This window comes from Ruegeria sp. CDSB029 (assembly GCF_059611125.1).
In genome coordinates this window covers 17840-43691 of the sequence record NZ_JBXWOX010000023.1, presented here as the reverse complement: position 1 = coordinate 43691, position 25852 = coordinate 17840, and the positions used below count along the sequence as shown (strand labels likewise).

Annotated in this window: 21 protein-coding genes; 12 read left to right on the top strand and 9 right to left on the bottom strand. The window is 56.4% G+C overall.

What is annotated here, in order from left to right:
* Positions 1-115: 115 nt before the first annotated feature.
* The 4 genes from AC2FI8_RS20725 to AC2FI8_RS20710 form a co-directional block, all read right to left on the bottom strand.
* Positions 116-571, bottom strand: coding sequence for a YaiI/YqxD family protein (locus AC2FI8_RS20725; RefSeq protein WP_058272080.1), 456 nt, complete (start codon positions 569-571; stop codon positions 116-118).
* Positions 568-2025 carry a Si-specific NAD(P)(+) transhydrogenase gene (sthA, locus tag AC2FI8_RS20720; RefSeq protein ID WP_496706541.1) on the bottom strand — a complete coding sequence of 486 codons (1458 nt, stop codon included), beginning with the start codon at positions 2023-2025 and terminating at the stop codon, positions 568-570. Before sthA ends, AC2FI8_RS20725 begins: the two co-directional genes overlap by 4 nt.
* A gap of 3 nt (positions 2026-2028) precedes the next feature.
* Positions 2029-2862, bottom strand: coding sequence for an S-formylglutathione hydrolase (fghA, locus tag AC2FI8_RS20715; protein WP_496780806.1), 834 nt, complete (start codon positions 2860-2862; stop codon positions 2029-2031).
* A gap of 101 nt (positions 2863-2963) precedes the next feature.
* On the bottom strand, positions 2964-3893 hold the full coding sequence (locus AC2FI8_RS20710) for an AEC family transporter (RefSeq protein WP_496780822.1): 930 nt from the start codon (positions 3891-3893) through the stop codon (positions 2964-2966).
* Between the two features lie 207 nt (positions 3894-4100).
* On the opposite strand from AC2FI8_RS20710, the gene AC2FI8_RS20705 reads away from it, so the two are divergent.
* Positions 4101-4718: a TetR/AcrR family transcriptional regulator gene (locus tag AC2FI8_RS20705; RefSeq protein WP_496780805.1), complete on the top strand. Its 618-nt coding sequence runs from the start codon at positions 4101-4103 to the stop codon at positions 4716-4718.
* A gap of 70 nt (positions 4719-4788) precedes the next feature.
* On the opposite strand, the gene AC2FI8_RS20700 is transcribed toward AC2FI8_RS20705, so the two are convergent.
* The 3 genes from AC2FI8_RS20700 to AC2FI8_RS20690 are packed head-to-tail and all read right to left on the bottom strand — an operon-like array spanning position 4789 to position 12220.
* Positions 4789-6159, bottom strand: a complete 1371-nt coding sequence (locus tag AC2FI8_RS20700; RefSeq protein WP_496780804.1) for an HlyD family type I secretion periplasmic adaptor subunit — start codon at positions 6157-6159, stop codon at positions 4789-4791.
* On the bottom strand, positions 6156-7913 hold the full coding sequence (locus AC2FI8_RS20695) for a type I secretion system permease/ATPase (RefSeq protein ID WP_496780803.1): 1758 nt from the start codon (positions 7911-7913) through the stop codon (positions 6156-6158). The genes AC2FI8_RS20700 and AC2FI8_RS20695 overlap by 4 nt, the downstream gene beginning before the upstream one ends.
* Before the next feature lie 59 nt (positions 7914-7972).
* Complete coding sequence (locus AC2FI8_RS20690; protein ID WP_496780802.1) at positions 7973-12220, bottom strand: beta strand repeat-containing protein; 4248 nt, start codon at positions 12218-12220, stop codon at positions 7973-7975.
* A 345-nt stretch (positions 12221-12565) separates the two neighbouring features.
* Here AC2FI8_RS20690 and AC2FI8_RS20685 point away from each other — a divergent pair, with 345 nt between their 5' ends.
* From AC2FI8_RS20685 to AC2FI8_RS20655, 7 genes are all read left to right on the top strand, one after another.
* On the top strand, positions 12566-13486 hold the full coding sequence (locus AC2FI8_RS20685) for a LysR family transcriptional regulator (protein ID WP_496740889.1): 921 nt from the start codon (positions 12566-12568) through the stop codon (positions 13484-13486).
* Positions 13487-13713: 227 nt separating this feature from the next.
* Entirely contained in the window at positions 13714-15297 is a 1584-nt protein-coding gene (locus AC2FI8_RS20680; protein ID WP_496780801.1) for an ABC transporter substrate-binding protein, read from the top strand.
* 68 nt (positions 15298-15365) lie between these two features.
* Positions 15366-16460 carry a M24 family metallopeptidase gene (locus tag AC2FI8_RS20675; protein ID WP_496780800.1) on the top strand — a complete coding sequence of 365 codons (1095 nt, stop codon included), beginning with the start codon at positions 15366-15368 and terminating at the stop codon, positions 16458-16460.
* Positions 16460-17467, top strand: a complete 1008-nt coding sequence (locus AC2FI8_RS20670; RefSeq protein WP_472725036.1) for an ABC transporter permease subunit — start codon at positions 16460-16462, stop codon at positions 17465-17467. Before AC2FI8_RS20675 ends, AC2FI8_RS20670 begins: the two co-directional genes overlap by 1 nt.
* On the top strand, positions 17467-18369 hold the full coding sequence (locus AC2FI8_RS20665; protein WP_058277168.1) for an ABC transporter permease subunit: 903 nt from the start codon (positions 17467-17469) through the stop codon (positions 18367-18369). Before AC2FI8_RS20670 ends, AC2FI8_RS20665 begins: the two co-directional genes overlap by 1 nt.
* Before the next feature lie 4 nt (positions 18370-18373).
* Complete coding sequence (locus tag AC2FI8_RS20660; RefSeq protein WP_496780799.1) at positions 18374-19351, top strand: ABC transporter ATP-binding protein; 978 nt, start codon at positions 18374-18376, stop codon at positions 19349-19351.
* The gene (locus tag AC2FI8_RS20655) at positions 19348-20304 is read left to right on the top strand and encodes an ABC transporter ATP-binding protein (protein WP_113788358.1); all 957 of its coding nucleotides are present in this window, start codon (positions 19348-19350) and stop codon (positions 20302-20304) included. The genes AC2FI8_RS20660 and AC2FI8_RS20655 overlap by 4 nt, the downstream gene beginning before the upstream one ends.
* A gap of 12 nt (positions 20305-20316) precedes the next feature.
* Here AC2FI8_RS20655 and AC2FI8_RS20650 read toward each other — a convergent pair whose 3' ends face one another.
* Complete coding sequence (locus AC2FI8_RS20650; RefSeq protein ID WP_496780798.1) at positions 20317-20997, bottom strand: GntR family transcriptional regulator; 681 nt, start codon at positions 20995-20997, stop codon at positions 20317-20319.
* A 150-nt stretch (positions 20998-21147) separates the two neighbouring features.
* Between AC2FI8_RS20650 and AC2FI8_RS20645 the strand changes: the two genes are divergently transcribed.
* From AC2FI8_RS20645 to phnY, 3 genes are all read left to right on the top strand, one after another.
* On the top strand, positions 21148-22167 hold the full coding sequence (locus tag AC2FI8_RS20645; RefSeq protein ID WP_496780797.1) for a GlxA family transcriptional regulator: 1020 nt from the start codon (positions 21148-21150) through the stop codon (positions 22165-22167).
* A 150-nt stretch (positions 22168-22317) separates the two neighbouring features.
* Positions 22318-22572 (top strand): hypothetical protein, encoded by a 255-nt coding sequence (locus AC2FI8_RS20640; protein WP_496780796.1) that lies wholly within the window; start codon positions 22318-22320, stop codon positions 22570-22572.
* Between the two features lie 14 nt (positions 22573-22586).
* A complete protein-coding gene (gene phnY / locus AC2FI8_RS20635) occupies positions 22587-24035 on the top strand; it encodes a phosphonoacetaldehyde dehydrogenase (protein WP_496780795.1) in 1449 nt (482 codons plus the stop codon).
* Positions 24036-24090: 55 nt separating this feature from the next.
* Here phnY and AC2FI8_RS20630 read toward each other — a convergent pair whose 3' ends face one another.
* Positions 24091-24933, bottom strand: coding sequence for a fumarylacetoacetate hydrolase family protein (locus AC2FI8_RS20630; protein ID WP_496780794.1), 843 nt, complete (start codon positions 24931-24933; stop codon positions 24091-24093).
* A 278-nt stretch (positions 24934-25211) separates the two neighbouring features.
* On the opposite strand from AC2FI8_RS20630, the gene AC2FI8_RS20625 reads away from it, so the two are divergent.
* Positions 25212-25814, top strand: coding sequence for a GNAT family N-acetyltransferase (locus tag AC2FI8_RS20625; protein ID WP_496780793.1), 603 nt, complete (start codon positions 25212-25214; stop codon positions 25812-25814).
* Positions 25815-25852: the final 38 nt, after the last annotated feature.

The window sequence follows — 25852 nt, the reverse complement described above, 5'->3', positions numbered from 1 at the left end:
TGGTGCCACTGAACCAAGCGCGACGGGATTGTTCAAGGCACAACCGCAGCGCGCAGCGCTGCCCGGCCCAATTGTCAAAGACGCATCTATGATGCGTCGCTGGCAAGCGGGAGGATTAGCCCCGCTGCGCAGCCCTTAACTCACGTTCCAGGGCGTCCAAAAACCGGGATCGGTCAGCTTTGCCAAAGGGTTTTCCGCCGCCACCCGCGCCCAATGGGTTGGATGCGCGCAAGTCGGCCATCAAATCACGCATGGCCAGTTGCTGGCCGATATTGGCCGCGGTAAAGGCTTCACCGTTTGGACGGAGGACCCGAGCGCCGGCCTCAACACATTTTGCGGCCAGCGGGATATCCGAGGTTACCACTACGTCCCCTGCGCCGCATCGTTCGGCGATCCATTTGTCTGCCTCATCCGCACCCTCAGACACGATGACCACCTGCACCAATGGGTTTGCAGACGGCCGCAAGCCACCGTTTGACACCAGTGCCATCGGAACTTTGTGCCGGGTTGCAACCCGTTCAGCCTCGGCTTTCACGGGGCAGGCATCGCCATCGATATAGAGCGTCGTCACGCTTTCCCGGCCTTCTTCTCGGCCTTTTCAGCGGGCTTCTTGCGCACTTTGAACTCGTCCGGGATTGGCATCCGATTGAATGCATCCAAACCAGCGATCTTATAGGCCTCGGCAAGGGTTGGATAGTTGAACGTATTCTGCACGAAGTAATCCACCGTGCCCTTCAGATTCAGGACTGCCTGCGCGATATGGATCAACTCGGTCGCACCTTCGCCCACGATCTGCACGCCCAGCACCCGGCGGGTTTTCAGTGAAAACAGCATCTTCAGCATGCCATGTTCCAACCCCATGATATGCCCGCGCGAAGTCTCCCGGAACCGCGCCACGCCGACTTCGTATGGGATGCCGCGTTCCTGCAGTTCCTCTTCGGACATGCCGCAAGTTGAAATCTCGGGGACTGAATAAATGCCGTAAGGATACCACGGACTTTCCGGCAGGGTAGGGGTTTCCAGCGCGTGACAGGCTGCCACGCGGCCCTGCTGCAGCGAGGTTGAGGCCAATGATGGGTGCCCAATCACATCGCCAGTCGCGTAGATATGCGCCACAGCAGTTTGATACGTCTTGCGATCCACGTTGATCCGGTTGCGATGATCGGTTTCCAAGCCAACGGCCTGCAGGTTCAATGCCGATGTCGCCCCCATGCGCCCGGCGGCGAACAACAACATTTCAGCACGCACGTGGCGGCCATTCTCGAGCGTGACTTCGACATGGCCGCCAGCGTCTTCTATCTTTTGAACGGCTGAGCCCAAACGTAGGTCCACGCCGTTTTCGCGGATCTGATGGGTGAAATCATGGATTAGGCGGGTGTCGATGAAATCTAAGAAGGTTTCACGAGGTTCGATTAACGTCACCCGAACGTCCAATGCCGAGAACATGGTGGCGTATTCCACACCAATTACTCCGGCACCTATCACGACCAGCGAGCGCGGGATCTCTGCCATCTCAAGAAAGTCGTCACCGTCCACAACGGTCTTTCCGTTGAATGGCACATAATCCGGGCGATAGGTTTTTGTTCCGGTTGCTATCAGGAACTTGGCCGCCGTAAGTCTCGTGGTCTCACCGGCATCAGTGGCAACCTCAATCTCGTGAGGCCCAACGAATTTGGCCAACCCGTTCAGGGTCTCCACATGGTTGCGGTTGAATTGGTGTTCCAGCACGTCAACTTCATGATCCAGCGTCATATGCAGACGCGCCTTGAGGTCTTCGGCCCGGATCTGATCTTTGACGCGGTACGAGCGGCCATAGAAGCTGCGCTCGCGCCAGCCGGACAGGTTCAGTACCGTTTCGCGCAGGGTCTTTGACGGGATCGTTCCGGTGTGGACGGACACGCCGCCAAACCGATCCTTGCGATCGATCACCAGAACACGCCGTTGCAGTTTGCCCGCCTGTATCGCGGCCGAACGACCCGAGGGGCCGGACCCGATGATGATCAGGTCATAGTCGTATTGGCTCATGCCTCAGTCTCCGTACAGTGCCTCGGCGTGGAAGGTGATGTGGTCTTCCATGAAGGTCGACACGAAGAAGTACGAATGATCGTAGCCCGGTTGCAGGCGGAAGATTGCCTGCTGACGACGTTCGGCAATCGCCTGCGCCAAAGTTTCGGGGCGCAGCAAGTCGATGAATTGGTCACTGGCACCAGTGTCGATCAGGATAGGGCCATCAAAGCCGATTTCTTTCATCATGACCGAGGCATCGTGTTTGACCCATGCCGTCTCATCGTCGCCAAGGTAGGCGCTTAGTTGCTTGCGACCCCAATCCGCACCCGTCGGGTTCGATATAGGTGCGAAGGCGGAGACAGACCGGAAGCGACCCGGCAGGTTCATCGCGAGCGTCAGCGCCCCGTGACCACCCATCGAATGTCCGGTTATGGCCTGACGCTCCGCGTCGATCGCGAAGTTTTCGATCAGCAAAGCAGGCAATTCTTCGGCCACGTAATCCCACATGTTGAAATGCGGCGCCCAAGGCTGCTGCGTGGCGTTCAGATAGAACCCGGCGCCCTGGCCCAGATCATAATCCTCGTGATCCGCGACACCCTCACCGCGCGGGGAGGTGTCCGGGAAGACAACCGCGATGCCTTGCTCGGCCGCCCAAGCCTGAGCACCTGCTTTGGTCATCGCGTTTTCATGGGTGCAGGTCAGGCCTGACAGATACCACAATACCGGAACCGGGCCGTCTTTGGCCTCGGCTGGCAGGAACAAGCCAAAGGTCATGTCGCATTGGCAGGCAGTCGAGGCGTGGCGGTAGACGCCCTGAACGCCTCCGAAACATGCATTTTCCGAAAGGGTTTCCATTTGGTTTCGTCCTTACGTTGGGTTTGCGACATGGCTATCCTTACACGCTCGATACGTAAAGGCTGCGCGGCTTTGGTGTGCCATTTTTCACAAGGCTTAGATCAGGGCGTTCCGACCCAGGCGATGACCAACGGCACCGTCAGAATGCTGGCCGCTGTGGACAGTAGTATCGCAGCTGATGCACGGTGCGGGGCCACCCTGTAATGGGCGGCCAGCATATACACGTTACCCGCCACCGGCAGTGCCGCGGCGGCGATTGCGACAGAAGCAGGAAATGCTGCCACGGGCAAAATCCAAATCAACACAACGGCAACGCAGACAGGGTGAACGACAAGTTTGCAAAAGCTCAGCCAGCCTGCAATGTGAACGCGTTCGGCGGATTTACTGGCCAGAGAAGCTCCGATAGCGAATAGGGCACCCGGTGTGGCTGCCCCGCCCAGAATTGTCAGGAAATCGTTCAATGGGACAGGAACAGGAATCTGCAACGCGGACCATAGCATTCCCGCCGAGATCGAAACGATCATCGGATTCTTGATCAACCCGATCCCGATCAGTCGGAAGGTTGCAGGTTTCAACCGCCCGTCGCGCCCGCCATTTATCAAGATGACGATTAGGGATGAAAACACCACCAGATCAACCGTTAGAACCAGCATAACCGGGCCAATCGCGGCTTCGGTAAACAGCAGCGCCAGCATGGGCAGGCCCAGAAAACCGACATTGCCGATGGCGGCACATTGAGCCTCGACCGCGGCGGTCGGGATATCAAGCCCACGTATCCATGCGACAACCGTCGCCAAGACGTACACAGCGGCGGTTCCGATCAAGTATCCAACGACTAGCCTTGCATTGAAAATATCCGCAAAGGGCAGGGTGGCGGCAAAGCGAAACAGCATGGCCGACAGCGCAAAATAGAAAACGAATTTCGTCAGGTACGCCGTTGCTTCTTCAGAAAAAAATCGACTGCGCCCGGCCCAGTACCCCAAGCCGATGATCGCAAAAAAGGGCAGTGTGCGCAGAAAGATATCGACCATGTGCAACGTGGTAGCACGTAACACACAGGCTGCAAGATGTGACGGGCCAGTTATAGGGTTTTGGGGACGCGCGTTGTAAAATAACTTAACTGGTCAATCGAAAACCTAACGTCATCTGTGTTGCCAGATGCCTGCTAATTGTGCGATTTGTTGTATCTGAACTGAACGGTTTATACATTTGTCACCCAATCGACCGAAGGAGAGTACATGACCGAAGCAGCCGTCATTCTGCGAACAGGCCGAAAATTTGATCAGGTCCTGCGCGGAGCCCGAGAGGTTTTCATGGCGGATGGTTTCGAAGGTGCAAGCGTCGACGACATCGCGCGCGCTGCGGGGGTGTCGAAGGCGACGCTCTACAGTTATTTCCCGGACAAACGCCTGCTGTTCATGGAAGTGGCGCAGGTCGAGTGCAGGCGAATGGCCGAAAACGTCGTGGCGATGGTCGACGACTGCAAGCCAGCGCGCGAAGTTCTGACTATCGCGGCGACGGAACTGACGACTTTTTTAGTCTCGGACTTCTCGCAACAAATGTTCCGCATCTGCATCGCCGAGCGTGACCGGTTCCCCGAGCTGGGCCAAACATTTTATGAGGCCGGGCCGCAGAACGGTCAGCGCCAGATGGTCGAGTATCTGGAAAAGGCAGTCAACAAGGGTGAGCTGGCCATCGACAACCTGCAATTGGCAGCCGAACAGTTCAGTGAACTATGCAAGGTTCGGATTTGGACCCGCGCTGCCATCGGTGTTCAAAAGAGCTTCTCCAAAGCAGAGTTGGATACAATTGCGACGCAGGCCGTTGATATGTTCATGGCGCGATACGGCGTCTAACCGGCCACTTGCCCCCTAAATCGAAGGGTGAACGACCCGCATCCGGCAAGCCGGATGCGGGCGAAACAAGTCACTCGATAAAAGTCTTGGCCAACCGGTCACTGATTGGCTGTGACAGATAGCTGATTACTGCGCGCTCGCCGGTTTTCACGAACAGATCCGCGGGCATTCCTGGCAACAGATCCAGTGCGGCGACTTCGGTGGGTTGATCGGCATCCAGTTTCACCCGGGCTTTGTAATAAGGCTCGCCGGTGCGGTCGTCCTCCAGAGCGTCGGCTGAGATGTCAAAAATCCGGCCGCTGGCTTCGGGCACATCGGTCTGCGTAAAGGCTGACAGGCGAATGCGCGTTGCCTGACCGATCTGCAGCTTGTCAATATCGGCGGTTTTGATCCGCGCTTCGACGATCAGGGCCTGATTGGCGGGAACAATATCCATGATCGCTTCTCCGGGGCGAATGACGCCGCCGGTTGTCGATACTGCCAGATTGACGACCCGCCCGCTGGCAGGGGCCAGGACCTGTGTTCGTTTCAACCGTTCCGATGCCCCTGAATATTGTGACCGGATCAGATCAAGCTGAGCATCCACAACGGCAAGCTCTCCTGCGATCACCTCATCGCGCAACTTTTGTTGGCTGAGCAAGGACAGCTGCAACTCTTGCACCTGATCCTGTGCCTGCGCGATCTGGGTGCGCAACGACGCATCGACACCGCCCAGACGTTCCATTTCGATCTGGCGCGCGCTGACCCGTGTGACGGCCACAAGTCCTTTGTCTAGCAAGGATTTCAGATTGGACAGTTCAATCTGAGTGATGACGATCTGGTTTTGGGTCGAGAGGCGTTGTTCGTTCAGGCCGACGATCTGATTGCGCAGCCCCTGAATGCGTTGCGCGTTGATTTGAGCCTCGGTCCGGCGGGCGCGGGCTTCGGCGTCAAATAGTTGTTTCTGCGTCAGGTAGGGCGACAACCAATGCAGCCGCTGCATTCCATCGCTGAACCCGGCCAAGGCGGTTGGTTCGTCAAACCTGTCCGTGCCGTTGATCTGCGCCAGCAAGCGGGCGCGTCGGACCGACAATTCGCCCAATTGGCTGCCCAGGATACTCAGATCTACATCGATATCCGAGCTATCAAGTCGCACAAGGGGCTGACCTGCCTGAACAAATTCACCGTCCGTGACAAGGATCGAGTCAATGATGCCACCATCCAGATGTTCGACCGTCTTGCGGTTCCCCTCCACCACAAATGATGCTGGCGCGACGACCGCCCCGTCCAGTTTCGAGGCGAAAGCCCAATAGGCGCTGCCGCCCATGAAGGCCATCAGGGTAAACAATCCGAACAGGACATAGCGTTTGATCTCAGAGGTCTCGGTTGTGATGTCCAAGACTTGCACATCGTGGGCAGCAAGTGCGTTCTGAGATTGTGAGCGTTTCATCAACTGGGTCATTGGGCAACTCCGCTGATCTGAGTTTCATTGGCAGGGGCCGCGTCGGGTTTTTTCGCCGCGGATTGGGTAGGGTTGTCCAGAACGTTCCGGCGATTGACCTTCAGAACGTCCTCTTTGTCTCCGAACTGAGATAGGGCACCGTTTCGCAGGACCATCACCTTGTTGGCGGCCTGCAGTGTTGCCGGACGATGGGTCATGACGATGGCAATTGCACCGCGGGCCTGCGCCGACATGATCGCATCGCGCAGGGCCTGTTCACCTTCGGCATCCAGGTCCGAATTCGGCTCGTCCAAAATCAACACAAATGGATCGCCATAAAGCGCCCGGGCCAGTGCCAGCCGCTGACGTTGACCACCTGACAAAAAGAACTCCCGACCAATGCGCGTTTCATATCCATCGGGAAGGGCGCTGATCATTTCGTGCACACCGGCCTCGCGGGCGGCACGCAGCACTTCGGCATCATCTATGGCGACAGAGAAGCGCCCGATGTTTTCGCGGATCGTGCCGTCGAACAGCTCCACATCCTGCGGAAGATAACCGATCTGTTTGCCTAGATCCTCGTGGTTCCACTTGGACATCGGGCTGCCATCCAGCAGAACTTCACCCCGCTGTGGGTGCCAGATACCAGCCATCATCTTGCCCAGAGTGGTCTTGCCCGAGCCGCTATGCCCGATCACCGCCAGCACGTCTCCGGGCACAAGGCCAAAGTCGATCTGGCGGAGCGAGGCGTTGACGGCGCGCGGGGGCCCTGCCTGCGCAATCTTGACGTCCAGAGATTTGAACGCGCGCGGCAGGTGCAGATTGGGTGGGGCTTCGGCAAACTCTTCGGTCAGTTTTGCCAGCTTGGAATACGATCCGCGCGCGGCCAGAAAGCTGCGCCACTGACTGATCAATTGGTCAATTGGGGCCAGTGCACGGGCCAGCACGATGGTTGCCGCGATCATGACGCCAGCGGTGGATTCTCCGGTGATGGCCAGTGCCGCGCCAAGTCCCAGAATGGCCGACTGCAAACCCATCCGAACGGTCTTGGACACGACAGAAAAGCTGGCAACCCGGTCAGCGGCGCGGGTTTTGTGCTGATGGGCCTCCGCCTGAAGCGAGGTCCAGCGTCGCAGCAAATCGGATTTCATGCCAAGCGCTTGAACAAGCTCGGCGTTTTTATCACTGATGCTGAACAAGGCATCTGAACGACCGCGCGCTTGCGAAGCCGACCGCATCGGTTCACGGGCGCGGGAGTTGTTGATCAGCGCCATGATCGTCAGCATGACGGCGCCGGCCAGACCAAGCAGACCCAGATAGGGGTGAAGGGCATAAAGGACCAGCAAATAGAGCGGGATCCACGGCGCATCGAAAAACGCGGTCAGCGTGGTTCCAGAGATGAATTCGCGAAAGCCGTTCACGTTTTCGACAAGGTTTTCTCCAGCCTCGGCTTCGCCATGGACACGGCGGCGCATCGCAGCAGCGAGGACCGGGGCACCAACGTTCAGCTCAAAGCGGGCAGCCAGGCGTCCCGAAATGCGCATCCGCATCAGGTCAAGGCAGGCGACCACGACGAAAACACCGGCCAGCAATGCAGACAGCGCGATCAAGGTGTCGACATTTTGACTGGTCAGGACGCGGTCGTAGACCTGCAACATGTAAAGCGGACCGGCCAGCATAAGAAGGTTCAGAAACAAACTGAAGAAGGCAACTGCAACAAAACCCTTGCGCAGCGACCCCCAGGCGGCTTTCACGGGATTGGTTTTCTGGGACATCAGGGAACCCTTTCCGGTTTGGCAAACGGGGCGGCAAGGGCCGCCCCGCTGTTGTTCAATTAGACGATGAAATCGTTTTCGCTCAGGTCAGCGGCATCGACACCGGCCAGACGGATCGAGCCTGCGTCGCCGAAGCTGATGACGGCGTCGTCACCATCCTGAACGGTACTTGGACCGCCGTCGAAGTCAGGACCCAGATCTCCGATCTGAATTCTGTCGACGCCCGTTTCAAAGTCCGAGATTGTGTCATCACCGAAGGTGCCCTGGAACAGGAAGGTGTCAGCGCCTTCGCCACCGATCAGGACGTCATTGCCGCCCTCACCGTTCAGCAGGTCATCGCCATCCGCGCCGTTCAGAACATTCTCCAGATCACTGCCGACAATCACGTCACCATCGTCAGAGCCGATGACATTCTCGATCGAGACCAGCACGTCGGTTTCGATCTGATTGTCGATCACGTCCAGTCCGACAACTCCGGTGCCGGCTGTTGCATCAACATCAAGCGTCGCGCCCGCGTCCACCAGCGTGTCCTGCACGACCGGGCCGTTTGCGCCCGCTGGTGCGTTGTGCAGATGGATGGCTGATACGACACCGGGGATCGGCGTGTTCAGGTCGGCCTCGTTAAGGCCCACAACGCTCAACTCGCTCGAGTAGGTGACTTCGCCGGTTGCAAGGTTCTGAGTGATGACGACGGTTGCGTTGCCGGAGGCCTCGCTGTCCGATGTCGGCCCAGGCTCTTGCGCCGCGTCCAGACCGCCGCTCAGCGTGACGGTGCGGATCCCGTTCTCGGTCACGTCGCCGTCGACCAGAAGCTGCCCGCGAATTTCCCCACCAGGGAAGTCGGCGGTGTGGATGTTGTAGTACAGGTTGCCCAGAACGGCCTCTTCTACAAACCAACCTCCATCCGGGATATTCGCCCCGAACTGGTCCGGTGCCACAACAGCAGCATCCACGATCGAGACATTAAAGCCGGTATCACGTGTGGCCGTGCCGTTGCCGTTGGCATCCAGACGAACTTCGACTGCGACATCCAGGTCCGAGAAGTTGGCTGTATCGATGCCTTCTCCACCGTCGATGAAGTCATTGCCCAGACCACCGGTCAGCACATTGTCTGCATCGCCTGCGATCAAAACATCATCACCTGCGCCACCGTTGATGTCACCGTTGGTGGTGCCCAGATCGACAAAGATGTCATTGCCATCGCCCAGCAGGACGTTGCCGTTGATCACACCTTCGTCGTCGTTGACGATGGTAACGTCACCAGCATCCGATGCATCGATCGCGTTGACCGTTCCGCGGATTTCGCCCTCGTTCAGGACCGCACCCAGAAGGTTCAGACCCCCATCAATACGGATACCAGCTGCGGCGCCCGAATGCTCGGACCCGGCAATGAGACCTTCGTTGATGACAACCCCGGCAAAGGACGCGTCGTTCTGACCCGTGAACAGGCGCAGACCATCGCCGACTTGATTGCCCTCGGTGACATCGCCGTTACCCTGGAAGATTCCTTGGTTTACGATGGTTGCCAAGACGATATCGCCATCAACATCACCGGTTTGCAGCGATACGGCAGAACCGTTGGCGCCATCATTGACGCTGACCGTACCAGTGTTGGTGAAGTTATAGTTGTCAGCGGTTCCATCGGCATAAACTGCGCCGTTGCGCTGATTGCCTGCGCCGACAATCTGGCCTTCGTTGATGACCTCAAGGCCTTCGCCATCGATGTTCAGCGCGCGGCTTTCCGAAGCGACAATACCTGAGTTCACGAACGAACCACCTGAGTGGTCACCGGTGCCAAAGTATACACCGTTCTGGATGCCGGTAATGAAGCCCTGATTTTCCAGCGTACCTTGGAAATTCACGCCATTGACGACACGAAGGCCAGCAACTGTGCCGTTGGCACCGCTGGAGGAGACGTTTCCGGTGTTTAGAATGGTCGCATCAGTGGTGCCGGTGTTGCCGACATTGCCGATACGAATGCCATCACCGGCAAGCGACGTAGCCGCACCAGCGTTTCCGCGCCCGGTGATCTCACCGGAGTTTTCCAGCGTGAAGGTGTTAGCACCGTCTGCCGCACCCCCGATTTCCACACCAAACCCGGAACCCTGGTTGTCTTCACCAGCGTCAATCCGGCCAGAGTTGATAACCGAGAAATCATCGGCAGTACCATCGGCGTAGACCGTCCCATTGCGCTGATCCCCGGTACCGAAAATGAACCCAGAGTTCTCAACGGTCAGGCCGATGCCATCAATGTTCAGAGCGCGACTGCCGGAAGACACGTTGCTCCCGTTGATGAACGAACCACCTGTGTGATCGCCATTGCCAAAGTAGACACCGTTGCGCACACCGGAGATGCCGCCGAGGTTAATAAATTCACCCTGAAAGTTCACTCCGTCGACAACACGGACGCCAGCGACGGTGCCATTGTTCCCTTCTGACGAAATGATGGTGATATTGCCGATCGACCCGTCGACGGTACCGGTGTTGCCAACGTTACCGATGCGAATGCCGTCACCGGCCAGCGACGAGGCTGCATCAGCGTTTCCGCGCCCAGTGATAACGCCGGCATTACCTAGCACAAAGGTGTTTGCACCGTCTTCTGCGCCACCGACTTCAACTCCGATGCCTGAACCCTGATTGCCCTCACCTGCGTCAATCAGACCGGAGTTCTGTACAGAGAAGTCATCCGCGGTTCCGTCAGCATAAACCGTCCCGTTGCGCTGATCGCTGGTGCCGAGGATCTCACCCTGGTTGGAAACCTCAAGACCGATACCATCAATGTTGAGTGCGCGGCTGTCAGATGACACAACACCGCCTGCTTCGTTCACAAAGCTACCACCTGTGTGATCCGCGTTGCCAAAGTAGACACCATTTTGAACACCCGAGATCGTGCCCGAGTTGGTGAATTCACCCTGAAAACCGACACCATCTACAAAGCGCACACCGGCTACAGTGCCATTGGCACCTTCCGAGCTCACCTCGCCGCGGTTGGTAATGTTCACCTCAGCAACGCCTTCATTGCCGGGGTTGCCGATGCGAATACCGTCGCCCGCCAGGCCTGTGCCTGCCGCGCCGTTGCCGCGACCCTGGATAACGCCGTCGTTTTCCAGCGAGAATGTGTTGGCGCCGTCGGCGGCCCCACCAATTTCTGCGGCGAAACCAGAACCTTGGTTGTGCTCGCCTGCGTCAATCGTTCCGTTGGCCAGATTGCGAACCGAGAAATCATCCGCAGTGCCGTCGGCATAAACGGTACCGTTGCGTTGGTCGCCAGTGCCCAGAATGTCACCGCCGTTGATCAGGTTGACACCCGAGCCGTCGATGTTCACTGCGCGGCTGCCGGATTGGATGGTGCCAAAGTTCAGCACGTCCAGGTCGTGTTCGCCTTCGCCGATATACAGACCGTTACGGGGACCTTCAATCACACCGGTCGAGGTGTTCAGGATCTCACCTTCGGCATTTACGCCATCGGCGATGCGGATACCGGCGGCTGTGCCCTGGTTGCTTTCGGTCGAGATCAGGCCGCTGTTGATGATTTCGGTTTCCAGCGTGGCGCCTTCGGCACCGTCATCAATGCGGATGCCGTCCCCGGCCAGCCCGGTATTGGCCGCACCTTGGCCACGGCCCTGAATCGTAGCACCAAAGCCGTTGAAGATGTCAGTTTCCACACGGTCGCCGACCTCGTCGCCGATTTGCAACGAGATACCAGCGCCCTGGTTGCCTTCGCCGGCGTCAATCGTGCCGCCCACAAAGTTCGAGATCGAAATGTCTTCGGTGGTGCTGTTGGTATAGATCGTGCCATTGCGCTGATTGCCGGTGCCGATGATGCCGCCAAAGTTGCGCACATCAATGCCTTGGCCCTGAATGTCTACTGCACGGCTGTCCGAACTGATCACACCGCCGCGGAAGTTATCCAGACCGCCAGAGCTTTGAGAGCCCGCAAACTGCACACCGTTGAACTCGCCCGCAATCTCACCAAAGTTGCGAACGCTTGCGCTGCCGGTGACCTGAACGCCTGTGGCCAATGCGTCAGGGCCGTTGTTCGCCTCAATCAAGCCCGAGCGGAAGTTGAATACGTCAACATCCTGCCCCTGCGCCTGAACAGCGGCGACGGCGTTGTTGGTGATGATCTCGCCAAAGTTCAGCAGGCGCGAGAAGTCATTTGCCAGAACAAAGGCTGGAGTGTCGTCGACGACGGTACTTTGAAAGAAGTTATTGAAAAGGGTTTGGCCGGCACGGTTGGTCTCTTGGGCTATGGTAGACGTGGTCAAGAGCTGAGCGCGCAGGCTTGTCAGCATTTGGGACAGCATGGGGTACTCCGTCAAAAATTGTTACGTTTGGCGGTCCGCCCGGTGTTTCGGACATTCCACGTAGCAAAGGGGTAGACGGCACCCCGTGTAAGCTGAAATTCATCGTGCAAATCGGTTGTATAACAAATGCTAATAATCACGGTTTTCGTGAGCGTCTGGGAAGTTCAACTTATATAAATCAACACGTTACGTCACAATTGTCCCGCATGACGTTCTATTCGAATGCGCTGGTTAACAGTTTTGTCAGCGAAATTGATCTGTATTTCATGCACCTTTCCCCGCTTTACGGTAGAGAAGCGAACGGTCCAGTGCCGTCTTTTGTATGACCGCAGAGAGATTGGGCGGATGAATTTCAGAGATTTGGAATACGTGCTTGCCATCGCGAAGCATGGCAAGTTCAGCCAGGCGGCGGTTGCGTGCAACGTTTCGCAACCTGCTCTGTCGAACCAGATCAAGAAGCTGGAACAGGAACTGGGTGTTGAACTGTTTCTGCGGCTGAATAGCGAAGTGCGGCCAACCGCGTTTGGTCAGAGCATCCTGAGTGTCGCTGAATCCATTCTGTCGGACGCACAGAAGATCCGCGATTCCGCCACCCAATTTCGCGACCCCGAGGCCGTTGCATATCGGATTGGCATGACGCCAACGCTTGCACCGTACCTGACGCAGTATTTTTCAGAGCTGTTCAGCGATATTTTTCCGCGTATGCGAGTGACAATGATTGAGGATCTTCCACAGAACATGTTGCAGATGGTTGAAGACCATCAGCTGGACATGGCGCTGGTGGCTCAGGTCAACAACAGTGACGCTTTGGCTTTCACGTCGATTTGGTCCGAACCCCTGTTTCTGGCCATGCGCGAGGGGCATCCGCTGTGTATGCTTCCTTCAATAGCACCTGAGGGCGTTCCCGCGCATGACTTTATCCGGCTTCCTCACAGTTTCGGCTATGAGCTTGAGGACCGTTTGCCCAAAGCTGATCCTGCGATCCGGGTCGCAAAGCGGTTTGATCTGAGCGCGCTGAGGTTTGAAACGATCTGTCGGCACATCTGTCATTCTGATGATTGTACAATTGTGTCGGCCCTGGCTGCCGAGCAATTCAAGCGGGACAAATGGCCCTTGTGTTTTGTTCCGTTTGAGGGCCCAGGAAACCTACGCAACCTTGGGGCCGCGACCCGCCCGGGATGCCCCAGAAACCCCGTGCTGAACCGTGTCGGTGCATATATTCAGGACCGGCCACCGGTTGGTGTGACCCCAACATTCTCGCAATAAATACCCGTCGATCCTTTTGATCATGCAACGCAATGATGCGGGGCAGTCTTTCGGCTGCTTCCTTTGCATTTGGTTAAGCTGTGCAAGAGCTATCAAAGTGAGTTGACAATGGATTTTGTATTTTGGATACATTGGGCACAGATTTCGCGGCGATGAGAGTCGTCAGAAATTGCTTGGTCAACAAAAGCAACGCGAAAGCCGATTGAAAATTTTTCTGGGAGACAATCATGAAACTTAAATTTTTGGCTGCAACAGCGGCAGTTGCCCTGTGCAGCGCAGCCGCTCAGGCAAATACGCTTGTTTATTGTTCAGAAGGCTCACCCGAAGGGTTTGACCCGGCGCTTTTTACGGCCGGAACCACCTTTGATGCCTCATCGCACCCGATCTACAACCGCCTGCTGGAATTCGAAACCGGTACGACCAACGTTATCCCCGGTCTGGCCGAAAGCGTCGAAGCCAGTGATGATGGTCTGGAGTACACATTTAAGCTGCGTCAGGGCGTTAAATTCCATTCGAATGACGAATTCACACCGACCCGCGATTTCAACGCGGATGACGTGATCTTCTCGTTCATGCGCCAAAAGGATGACAGCCATCCTTATAATCAGGTGTCAGGCGGTACGTGGGAATACTTCAAGGGTATGGGTATGCCCGATCTGGTCGAGTCCATCAAAAAGGTCGACGACTACACCGTCAAATTCACGCTGACCAAGCCTGAAGCGCCGTTTGTTGCCAATATGGCGATGGATTTCGCTTCGATCCTGTCTGCAGAATATGCAGATGCAATGATGGAAGCCGGGACGCCTGAAAAGCTGAACACCGCGCCCATCGGTACTGGCCCATTCTCGTTCTTGGCGTACCAGAAAGATGCCGTGATCCGCTATGCCCAGAATGCCGACTACTGGAAGGCTCCTGCGGATGTTGAGAACCTGATCTTTGCGATCACTCCGGACGCATCCGTGCGTTATCAGAAGCTGAAGGCTGGCGAATGCCACATCATGCCGTATCCCAACCCGGCCGACATTCAGGCAATGCAGGATGATGCTGACATCAACATGATGGAGCAAGAGGGTCTGAACGTCGGTTATCTGGCCTACAACACCACGATGGCGCCGTTTGATAACCCGAATGTCCGCAAGGCGCTGAATATGGCGATCGACAAGAACGCGATCATCGACGTGGTGTTCCAGGGCTCGGGTCAGGTTGCCAAAAACCCGATCCCGCCAACAATGTGGGGCTACAACGACGCGATCACCGACGATGCCTATGATCCAGAAGCGGCCAAGGCGATGCTGGAAGCCGAAGGTGTTTCCGACCTGTCGATGAAGGTCTGGGCTATGCCGGTACAGCGTCCGTACAACCCGAATGCGCGTCGTATGGCCGAACTGATCCAGGCGGATTTCGCGAAGGTTGGCGTGGACGTCGAGATCGTGTCCTATGAATGGGGCGAGTATCTGTCGCGTTCGAAAGATCTGGACCGGGACGGTGCCGTTCTGTTGGGTTGGACCGGTGACAATGGTGACCCAGACAACTTCCTGGCGGTTCTGCTGGGCTGTGACGGTCGCGAAGCGTCGAACCGAGCACAATGGTGCCATGAGCCGTTCGAAGATCTGATCCTGAAGGCCAAACAGTCCACGGATCAGGCTGAACGCACCAAGCTGTATGAAGATGCTCAGGTCATCTTCAAAGAGCAGGCCCCGTGGGCAACCATTGCGCACTCGGTCGTGTACATGCCGATGAGCAATAAGGTTCAGGGCTATAAAGTGCACCCGCTGGGCGGCCACATCTTCTACGGTGTGAGCGTCGAATAAACCACCACTCAACGACCGGAGCCGCCCAATTGGCGGCTCCGGTTTTCTTTATTGGGAGGTCGGCGCGAATGCCGGATTTGTCCGAGTACCAACAACTGGCAAAGGACATGTCAGTAGATGCCGTGGCACTGGTGCCCGGCCCAAATTTTACCCGAGCTTTGGGAAAACCCTTCATGAGCCACGAGCGGCCTTTTGTGGTCGTCATCCCGGCCATAGGTGAACCAGCCGCGATTGTTCCCAATCTGGAATTGGGCTCATGGGCGCTGGTCGGATTTGACGGCGCTGTCTTCGACTGGCGCGACCAGACGGGCTATGACGACGCCTTCGCGGCGCTGGCTGAACACATGCCGCTGCGATCTCTCGCGGTCGAAGGGCAGGTGATGCGCGTCTTTGTCTCTAAGGCCTTTACCCGTGCCTTGCCCGAGCTGCGGATCGTGGACGCGGAACGAGAGATATCCGGCCTGCGCATCATCAAGACAGACGATGACATTGCAGCGCTGCAAGCGGCGATTGATATCTCGGAACGAGCGCTGGAGCGGGTCGTTGCGGATGTTCGTGTGGGTCAGACAGAAGTACAGATTGAACAAGCTTTGATCCAAACGCTGTTCGCCGAAGGAGCCGCGTCGCTGGCCTTTTCACCTATCGTGACAGCCGGAGGAAACTCGGCTCAACCGCATGGTAAAGCGCGCGCGGATTATCAGATCAAAGCAGGCGACGCGCTGCTGTTCGATTTCGGCGCACGCAAACACGGGTTTGCCGCCGACATCACACGCACCTTTTTTGTCGCCGAAGCCTCAGATGAGGGCAGGGCGGTCTACGACACGGTTTTGCGTGCCAATCTGGTCGGGTTCGAAGTTTGCAGACCCGGAGTAACCGCCCACGATATCGACGACGCGGTGACCAGCGTGCTCGAGGCCTCGCCCTATGCAGATCGTATCCGCACCAAGACTGGTCACGGGCTGGGCCGCGATGTGCACGAAGCGCCCTACATCATGCGTGGCAACAGCCAGATCATGCACGCGGGCATGGTTTGGACAAACGAGCCGGGCCTCTATGACCTGGACAATTTCGGCGTTCGGATCGAAGATGACGTACTGGTGACCAAAGACGGTTGCCGGTCGTTGACCAGCTTTCCCAAAGAACTAACAATCATAGGGCGCTGATGTTTGGCTATTTCCTTACCCGCCTCGGCATGTTCGTTCCGACATTTCTGGGCGTAACACTGATCTCGTTCATGTTCATTCGGGTGCTTCCAGGCGATCCGATCATCGTCATGGCCGGTGAACGCGGAATGTCCGAAGAACGCTATCAGGAGATGGTCGAGAAGCTGGGCTTCGACAAACCTGTTCTGCAGCAATACTGGGACTATCTGGTTGGCGTGTTGCATGGTGATTTGGGCGAGAGCTTTGTCACCAAGAAGCCGGTTTGGGACGAGTTCTTTGCCCTGTTTCCGGCCACGCTGGAACTGTCGATCTGCGCCATGATTTTTGCAGTAGCTTTGGGGCTGCCTGCGGGCGTTATTGCAGCTGTGAATCGGGGCAAATTCTTCGACCGGGCGCTGATGTCGTCCGCGCTGATCGGGTATTCCATGCCGATCTTTTGGTGGGCGCTGTTGTTGATCATCGTGTTTTCCGGCAACCTTGGTTGGACGCCTGTCTCAGGCCGGATCGACCTGCTGTACTACTTTCCAAGTGTCACAGGCTTCATGTTGATCGACAGTCTGCTGTCCGGGCAGGAGGGGGCCTTTGGATCGGCTGTACGCCATCTGATCCTGCCGACCATTGTTCTGGGCACGATCCCTTTGGCCGTAATTGCGCGCCAGACCCGTTCGGCCATGTTGGAAGTGTTGGGTGAGGATTACATCCGCACGGCCCGCGCCAAGGGCCTCGCCCCCGCGCGGATCAATGGGCTGCATGCGCTGCGCAATGCGCTGATCCCGGTGATTACAGTGATTGGCCTGTCGGTCGGCACTTTGCTGGCCGGAGCGATCCTGACCGAGACAATCTTTAGCTGGCCTGGCATCGGCAAGTGGATGGTCGACAGCATTTTCCGCCGTGACTATCCGGTGGTGCAGGGTGGTCTGCTGATGATCGCTGTCATCGTCATGCTCGTAAACCTTCTGGTCGATGTCCTTTACGGCGTCATCAACCCAAAAATCCGGAGGCGGTGATGGCTGAATTGTCCGCGACCCCACCAAAAACCGAAGACCGCCCCAGCGCTCTGCGAGAGTTCTGGTATTACTTCAGCGAAAACCGCGGTGCGGTGATGGGCCTTTGGGTCTTTGCCGCTTTTGTCTTCTGCGCGGCCTTTGCGCCTTTGTTGGCCCCCTACGACCCGACTGAACAGTTCCGCAATCACATTCTGCAACCTCCTGCGTGGCAAGAGGGCGGCAGTTGGGCCTTCCCGTTGGGCACCGATCCGTTGGGTCGGGATATGCTGTCGCGGCTGATCATGGGATCGCGTTATTCCTTCTTTGTCGGCATCGTGGTGGTTTGTGTGGCCGTGACGGGCGGGGTGATTGTCGGCCTGCTGTCGGGTTTCGCGCCCAAATGGGTCGATACGATGATCATGCGGGTGATGGACATAATCCTGTCCTTCCCCTCACTGCTGCTTGCGCTGGTTCTGGTTGCCATCCTTGGTCCCTCGTTGACCAACGCGATGATCGCCATCGCCATTGTTTTCCAACCGCATTACGTGCGTTTGACACGGGCATCAGTGTTAGCAGAGCGGCAAAAGGATTACGTGACCTCGGCTCGCGTTGCCGGTGCCAGCAAGGCCCGACTGATGTTCAAGACTGTGCTGCCGAATTGTCTGGCTCCGATCATCGTTCAGGCGGCGCTGTCGTTTTCGACCGCCATTCTGGATGCCGCAGCCCTTGGCTTTCTGGGCATGGGGGCGCAGCCGCCCACGCCGGAATGGGGCACCATGCTGGCCGAAGCGCGTGAGTTCATTCTGCGTGCGTGGTGGGTGGTGACGTTCCCGGGCCTTGCCATTCTGGTCACCGTGCTGGCCATCAACCTGATGGGCGACGGTCTGCGCGACGCGCTGGACCCGAAGCTAAAGCGGAGTTGACGACATGAGCCTGTTGGATATCCGAAACCTCACCGTCGAGTTTGCCACCGCCTCGGGTCAGTTCCGGGCCGTAGATGGCGTTGATCTGTCTGTCGACAAGGGCGAATTGATGGCCATTGTTGGCGAAAGCGGCTCAGGTAAGTCCGTGTCGATGCTGGCGCTGATGGGATTGCTGCCTTGGACTGCTACGATCACCGCTGATCAACTGAGTTTCGAAGGCATCGATCTGACCCAGATCTCTGCCCGTGACCGCCGCAAGATCATCGGCAAGGACATCGCTATGATTTTCCAGGAGCCGATGTCATCGCTGAACCCATGCTTTACGGTTGGCTTTCAGATCAAGGAAGCCTTGCGCATCCACTTGGGCCTGAACCGAAAGGACCGGCACCAGCGCGCTATCGAACTGTTTGATCAGGTCGGCATCCCCGCGCCCGAAAGCCGCCTGAACACGTTTCCGCACCAGATGTCCGGCGGCATGAACCAACGAGTAATGATTGCGATGGCCATCGCCTGCAAACCCAAGCTGTTGATTGCGGACGAGCCGACAACGGCACTGGACGTGACAATTCAGGCGCAAATCCTTGATCTGTTGGTTCGCCTACGGGACGAACAGGGCATGGGTTTGGTCCTTATCACTCATGATATGGGCGTTGTCGCCGAGACCGCCGAGCGGGTTCAAGTCCAATATGCTGGCCAAAAGGTCGAGGAGCAGGCAGTCAAAGACCTGTTCCGCACCCCGCGTCACCCCTACACAACTGCGTTGCTTAACGCGCTTCCGGAACGGGCGACGTCGAAGATGCTGCCTACTATTCCCGGCGTCGTTCCAGGGCAGTTTGACCGGCCAAAAGGGTGTCTGTTCAGCCCCAGATGCCAATATGCAGATGATCTGTGCCGATCGTTGCCCCCAACTCCGCACAGTGCGGAGTTCGGCAAGGCGCGTTGCCATTACGTTGAAAAGATAACAACCGGAGAGCTGGCATGACCGCCCCCATCGTTCAGGCCAGTGAATTGGCCAGGTTTTATACCGTAAAAGGCGGGTTGTTGTCGAAGGCCGCAACGGTCAAGGCCTTGTCTGGTGTGGATTTCGAACTGCGGCCGGGCAAAACGTTGGCAATCGTGGGAGAGTCTGGTTGTGGGAAGTCCACCCTCGCAAGGGTGGTGACGATGATCGAAGAACCGACCTCGGGCAGTCTGACCATCGATGGCGTTGAAATAACTCCATCGAAATGGGCCCAGATGCGTGAAACTGTGCAGATCGTGTTTCAGGATCCATATGGCTCGCTCAACCCGCGCCAACGGATCGGTCAAATCCTGCAAGAGCCATTGATAATTAACCGCCGCGAGATGTCCGCAGCCGACCGCGAGGCGCGCGCGCGTGAAATGATCGACCTCGTGGGTTTGCGCCCCGAACATTACGACCGCTACCCACACATGTTTTCGGGCGGGCAGCGCCAGCGGATTGCAATCGCCCGCGCCCTGATGCTGAACCCCAAGGTGCTGGTGCTGGATGAGCCGGTTTCAGCACTGGACGTCTCAATCCAGTCGCAAATTCTGAACCTGCTGGTCGAATTGCAGGAACGTCTGAACCTTGCCTATCTGTTCATTTCGCATGATTTGTCGGTGGTAAAGCACTTTGCCGACGACGTAATTGTCATGTATTTGGGCCGCGCGGTTGAGAAGGCACCGAAAGAAAAGCTGTTTGCTGCCCCTAGGCATCCCTATTCCAAGGCTCTTTTGTCGACAACACCTCGCGCAGATCCCGACGCGCGCAAGGATCGGATCAAACTAGAAGGCGAGCTTCCGTCCCCGATGAACATCCCCAAAGGCTGTGCCTTTGCACAACGGTGCTGGCTTGCAACCGAAGAATGCCGTGCAGCGCCGCCAGAACTTAGCGGGTCAGACCACAAAGTGGCGTGCCTGCATCCTCTTGGGTAAGAAAGCTGACATTCAGCCGGTTTCACCTTTCCGTGTCTTGATAACCATCGCCAACAACTGATCCTTGGTCCGTTGAATATGCTTGGTCAGCAGTTCACCTGCGGCATCAACCTGACGTTTGCGTGCCAGCGACAAAAGCTGTCGGTGGTCTTGCTTGGCGGGCTCGCGCTGTTCCATGACGCTTAGATGCATACGGACATAGCGGTCCGATTGCAGATTGACCCGTTGAAGAATCTCATTGGTCAGCCCACGATCAGCAGCCGCATAAAGGGCTTTGTGGTATTCATAATTCAGGCTGCCCCACCGCCCGACATTGTAAGCTTCGTAAGACCTTTCCATGTCGTCGAGCAGCTTCTCGCATCTGGCAAAATCAGCTTCTGTCATCTGCGGAATAGACCGTTTGAACAGGTCGACCTCCAAAAGAACGCGAAGGTCGAAAATCTCGCCAATTTGCGAAAGCGAATGCGAAGTCACCGATGCACCACGGTTGTTTGTCAGTTGCACAAGGCCTTCGGCATCCAGCCGTTTCAGTGCTTCGCGGATCGGCATGCGCGAGACATCATAGTCCTCTGCAAGGGCCTCTTGCCGGATGGTTTCACCTTCGGCCATCTCTCCGCTTAGGATACGTTCCCGCAGATCATTCGTGATGACTTCTGGAAGACTTTGGCGTGCGATCGCGCGGGTTCTGGGCATAAGAGTGGTCTCGGTCGGTCTAAGTTGTATCCAAAATACAAAATGAGCGTTCGATTTCCAAGGGCCTTACATCTATTGATATCTTAAAGTTGCTCGAGCGTTTCAGCAGGCCAGCGACGATGCGGTATTCGAACGCGAAGGAGGGGTGTAGTGGTCAGCCAACGTTTCCTGCCCAAGGGGGCGATTTCCGTCGACGTTCCTTATGATGGACCGCCCAAGGCCTTTCATTTTCTATTGCTGCCGAATACCACGATGTTGGCGTTTAGCGCTGCGATTGAACCTTTGCGTATTTCCAACCAACTGGCCCGAAAGCAATTGTTCGAATGGTATGTCCTTTCAGCAGATGGCGCGCCGGTCACGTGTTCGAACGGAATCCGCATTCAAGCTGACCAACCCATGCACGATCTGGAGCAGGGGGCCTATACTTTCGTGTGTTCCGGCACTGAGCCGATGGCCTCGTTTGATACCCCGGTTCTGAATTGGATCCGTCGGCAAAAGGCGCATGGATGCGATTTTGGTGGTATCTGCACTGGGGCCTTTGCCTTGGCCAAGGCCGGCCTGATCGGTGACAAGAAATTCACCGTTCATTGGGAAAACCGCCCCGGGTTTTGCGAGTATTTTCCGACAATGACGCCAACCCAGAGCCTGTACGAGATTGACGGCAAGCTGCGCACTTGCGGGGGAGGGCACGCCAGCACCGATATGATGCTGGAAGTGATTGAGGAATTGTTCGGCAACGCCCTGGCCATCAACGTGTCCGAGATGTGTTTGCACCGACGCGTCGGTGAAAGTGGCAGCAATCAGGTTTCGCCCGTCTCGGCCCTTTTGGGGACGCGCAACGGCAAGCTGGTCGAAGCTGTCCAAATCATGCGGGACAACATTGAATCGCCGCTCAGTCTTGAAGCGGTAGCGGATCAGGCGTCACTGTCCAGACGCCATATGGAACGGCTGTTCCAGCAGCACACCAAGATGTCGCCCGGCCAGTATTATAATAACCTCAGGCTGGATCGCGCCTTTGCCCTTTTGAATGAAACCGATCTCAGTGTATCCGAGATTGCCTTTGCATCTGGGTTTTCCAGCACGGACAGGCTTTCGGTTCATTTCCGAGGCCGGTACAAGGTTTCGCCGCATAACTTCCGCAGATCGTGGTCGCACGAAAGTGGCAGCTAAGACCATTGGTGTGACTTGGATATCGAAGTGCATTCCAGCTCTGGACTGAAACAGTGGATTGCTCTGGCTTTCGACCCAACGCGGAAATTTTGCAATTCTGTGATCTATGGCTGGCATTAGAACGGGCGCAATTAATCCAAGGCTACGAAGATGATGATGCAAATCCAGATCACAGCCCACCCGCGGGTCTATTCAATCCTGAATGTACCGGTTGAGAATACCTACGCGGGTACTTCCCGGAACTGTCATGATCTGGACGCGCTGGCGGCCGACTTACGCTGCCACGGTGGATTGACCGATCGGGGTATTCCCTTCATCGTCAGTCGCGTGATCGACACTCCGCAGCGCCATCAATTGCGCAATTTTGAAGCACTGCTTTTTGCCACCACAGCGGCGGCCCATTAATCATGGACGATATCATGAACACATCCGGTATCCGCAATGAAGGCATGCGAATTGGCGGCGAGATTGTCTTTACCGATGCTAAAATCTCGGTCCACTACCCCTATACGAACGAGACTATTGGTACCGTCCCTGTGGGCACTTCTGAACTTGTACGCAAAGCTTTTGAAATCGCCGCAAATTACACGCCCAAACTGACGCGTTATGAACGTAGCGAGATTTTACGGCGTGCTGGCGTTTTGATTGGTGAAAGACGCGAATACCTCGCAAAATGGCTGACGCTTGAGCTTGGCATCTGCCATCAACACTCGATCTATGAAACCAAGCGCGCGCAGGACGTTTTTCAGTTCGCCGCCTCCGAGGCCCTGAAGGACGATGGTGAGGTTTTCTCGTGCGATCTGACCCACAACGGCAAGGCGCGCAAGATTTTCACCAAACGCGAGCCGGTCAGAACCATCAGCGCAATTACACCGTTCAATCACCCTCTGAACATGGTCAGCCACAAGATTGCACCGTCCATTGCCACCAATAACTGCATGGTCTGCAAACCGACCGAGCTGACCCCACTGACGGCCCTGACGCTGGCGGACATACTTTACGAGGCAGGGCTGCCGCCCGAAATGTTTCAGGTCGTGACTGGCTGGCCGAAAGAGATCGGCGATGAGATGATCACCAATGAACACATTGACATAGTCACCTTCACGGGCGGCGTACCGGTAGGCAAGATGATTGCGTCCAAGGCGGGTTACAAACGGCAGGCACTGGAGTTGGGCGGCAACGATCCTCTGATCGTGCTGAATGATCTGAATGACGCCGATCTGGACAAAGCCGCCAGTATAGCTGTGGCCGGGGCTACAGGGAATTCGGGGCAACGCTGCACCGCGATCAAACGCATTCTGGTTCAGGAAAGCGTGGCAGATAGATTTGTGCCACTTGTTCTGGAAAAGGCAAAAGCGATCCGGTTTGGTGACCCTCAGGACCCAGAAACGCAATTGGGTTGCGTTATCCACGCACAAGCCGCCGAGTTGTTCGAAAACCGCGTGCTGAAGGCTGCGCAAGAGGGCGCAGAAATCCTCTATCACCCCGGCCGCGACGGTGCACTGTTGCCGCCGATCGTCGTCGACAAGGTGCCCCACGGCAGCGAGTTGGTGATGAAAGAGACCTTTGGTCCAATCGTGCCGATCGTTCGTGTTCCAGATGATGATGCGCAAGTCATGCAGATCTCAAACGGCACCGCATTTGGTTTGTCGGCGGGTGTCTGTACAAATGATCTGAACCGGGCGATTACCTACATCAACGGTTTGAACGTCGGCACCTGCAACATCTGGGAACAGCCCGGCTACCGGATCGAAATGTCTCCTTTTGGCGGCATCAAGGACAGCGGCAACGGCGTCAAAGAAGGCGTGATCGAGGCGATGAAATTTTTCACCAACGTCAAAACTTATTCACTGCCCTGGCCCGAGTGACTTTTCAGCCCTTTTTCTGTTGCGGGAAATTGTGACAATTGCACAAACAGGGGGCTCAGCCCTGCACAACGTTCTGCCGTTGCACACCCAAGCCTTTGATCCCCAACTCCATCCTGTCGCCGGGTTTTAAATAGGTCGGCGGATTTTGGCCCATGCCCACGCCCGGAGGGGTGCCTGTTGAAATCACATCTCCCGGCTGTAGCGACATGAACTGCGAGAGATGAGAGATTACAGTCGCCACACTAAAATGCATCGTTCTGTTCGAGCCATCCTGAGTTCGTTGCCCGTTAACCTCAAGATACATCTGCAGGTCCTGCGGATTTGGCACCTCATCCCGTGTCACAAGCCATGGACCTATAGGACCGAACGTGTCGGCGGATTTGCCTTTGACCCACTGGCCCGAACGGTGCAGTTGGAAATCGCGTTCTGATATGTCGTTGATAACGCAATAACCGGCGACATGGTTCAAGGCTTCAGCTTCCGAGACGTATTTGGCCTCTTTCCCGATCACCACACCCAGTTCCACCTCCCAATCGGTTTTGACCGAACCACGAGGGATTTCGACCGTATCGTTGGGGCCAACAATAGCTGATGTCGCCTTGAAAAAGATCACCGGTTCCTGCGGCAGCTCCATCCCACTTTCGGCCGCGTGATCGGCATAGTTCAGACCAATGCAGACGAACTTGCCGACCTGACCGACGCAAGCGCCAATCCGCGGTTGACCATCCACCAGAGGCAGGCTTGCCATATCCAACCTGCGCAATCGGTCCAGGGCTTCATCGCCAAGCGACTCGCCTGTGAGATCATCAATCACACCCGACAAATCACGAATTGCGCCCTGGGCATCCAGAAGACCGGGCTTTTCCGCGCCCTTGGGACCGAACCGCAGTAATTTCATTGATAGTGTTCCCTTTCCTCAGAGCGTCCGCGGCCATCATTAGCCAACAGGGGTGCGGATGGGAAATTCCGTTGTATTTGACCGGACAGCACACTTGTCGACCCCCTGCACCAAAAACTCAAATCTTGTGGTGAATTAAACAGAGGACAGAGATACTGTAATCTCATTTCGTAATTTTTATTTTTTTGTGCTAGTGTCCGAGCAGATTTTACTGATTTCTTTCAAAGGTACTATTTATCGTGAGCAACAATTCACAAAACACGTTCAGGTTGCGCCCGATGGAAAGGGCAGATCTGGATTCCGTTCTGAGTTGGTTTCAGGACGTTGAAGACCTTGCGCGTTTCGATCGTACAACGCGCGTGCCCCTCAATACATCGCATGCCGAAGAATTTTGGAGAGATTCATTTACGTCTTCCGATGCCAGCCGCAAATGTTGGTTTGTCGTCGAGTCCTCCGCAGGTGAGGCCGTTGGGCTGGCCGGGCTCGAGTCTATCTCGAACATCAATCGCGATGCAGTGGTTGCAGTTTTCGTCAACAAGGCAATGCGCAGATCCGGCGTCGGGCTCCGGGCATCTGCTTTGGTGTTGGATCTGGCATTTCGACAGCTGGGGCTGAACCGCATAACGTCTTATTATCGTGAGGACAATCATCACAGCCGTGATCTTGTTGCCAAGATAGGATTCCGGATTGAAGGGACGATGCGTCAAGCGTGGTTCGCTGAAGGTGAGTTTCAAGATATGGTTGTTGTGGGCATTCTGAAATCCGAGTGGATGGTTCGCCGAAACGTTTTGGCACAGGAACTGGATGCGAATACGATCGTGACTTTGGGGCCGAATGATTGCGCCGACTGGTCATGGCCACCTCGGATCGCAGAGGTGTGATCAGTTCCGATCAAAACTGCTTCGGTCGTCAAAAACGT

Coding starts and splice junctions, on each gene's coding strand:
- AC2FI8_RS20685 (WP_496740889.1), top strand. CDS start 12,566: ATGAATTTCAGAGATTTGGAATACGTGCTTGCCATCGCGAAGCATGGC.
- fghA (WP_496780806.1), bottom strand. CDS start 2,862: ATGGAAACCCTTTCGGAAAATGCATGTTTCGGAGGCGTTCAGGGCGTC.
- AC2FI8_RS20675 (WP_496780800.1), top strand. CDS start 15,366: ATGCCGGATTTGTCCGAGTACCAACAACTGGCAAAGGACATGTCAGTA.
- AC2FI8_RS20695 (WP_496780803.1), bottom strand. CDS start 7,913: ATGTCCCAGAAAACCAATCCCGTGAAAGCCGCCTGGGGGTCGCTGCGC.
- AC2FI8_RS20650 (WP_496780798.1), bottom strand. CDS start 20,997: ATGCCCAGAACCCGCGCGATCGCACGCCAAAGTCTTCCAGAAGTCATC.
- sthA (WP_496706541.1), bottom strand. CDS start 2,025: ATGAGCCAATACGACTATGACCTGATCATCATCGGGTCCGGCCCCTCG.
- AC2FI8_RS20630 (WP_496780794.1), bottom strand. CDS start 24,933: ATGAAATTACTGCGGTTCGGTCCCAAGGGCGCGGAAAAGCCCGGTCTT.
- AC2FI8_RS20680 (WP_496780801.1), top strand. CDS start 13,714: ATGAAACTTAAATTTTTGGCTGCAACAGCGGCAGTTGCCCTGTGCAGC.
- AC2FI8_RS20705 (WP_496780805.1), top strand. CDS start 4,101: ATGACCGAAGCAGCCGTCATTCTGCGAACAGGCCGAAAATTTGATCAG.
- AC2FI8_RS20700 (WP_496780804.1), bottom strand. CDS start 6,159: ATGACCCAGTTGATGAAACGCTCACAATCTCAGAACGCACTTGCTGCC.
- phnY (WP_496780795.1), top strand. CDS start 22,587: ATGAACACATCCGGTATCCGCAATGAAGGCATGCGAATTGGCGGCGAG.
- AC2FI8_RS20640 (WP_496780796.1), top strand. CDS start 22,318: ATGATGATGCAAATCCAGATCACAGCCCACCCGCGGGTCTATTCAATC.
- AC2FI8_RS20660 (WP_496780799.1), top strand. CDS start 18,374: ATGAGCCTGTTGGATATCCGAAACCTCACCGTCGAGTTTGCCACCGCC.
- AC2FI8_RS20655 (WP_113788358.1), top strand. CDS start 19,348: ATGACCGCCCCCATCGTTCAGGCCAGTGAATTGGCCAGGTTTTATACC.
- AC2FI8_RS20710 (WP_496780822.1), bottom strand. CDS start 3,893: ATGGTCGATATCTTTCTGCGCACACTGCCCTTTTTTGCGATCATCGGC.
- AC2FI8_RS20665 (WP_058277168.1), top strand. CDS start 17,467: ATGGCTGAATTGTCCGCGACCCCACCAAAAACCGAAGACCGCCCCAGC.
- AC2FI8_RS20670 (WP_472725036.1), top strand. CDS start 16,460: ATGTTTGGCTATTTCCTTACCCGCCTCGGCATGTTCGTTCCGACATTT.
- AC2FI8_RS20690 (WP_496780802.1), bottom strand. CDS start 12,220: ATGCTGTCCCAAATGCTGACAAGCCTGCGCGCTCAGCTCTTGACCACG.
- AC2FI8_RS20625 (WP_496780793.1), top strand. CDS start 25,212: ATGGAAAGGGCAGATCTGGATTCCGTTCTGAGTTGGTTTCAGGACGTT.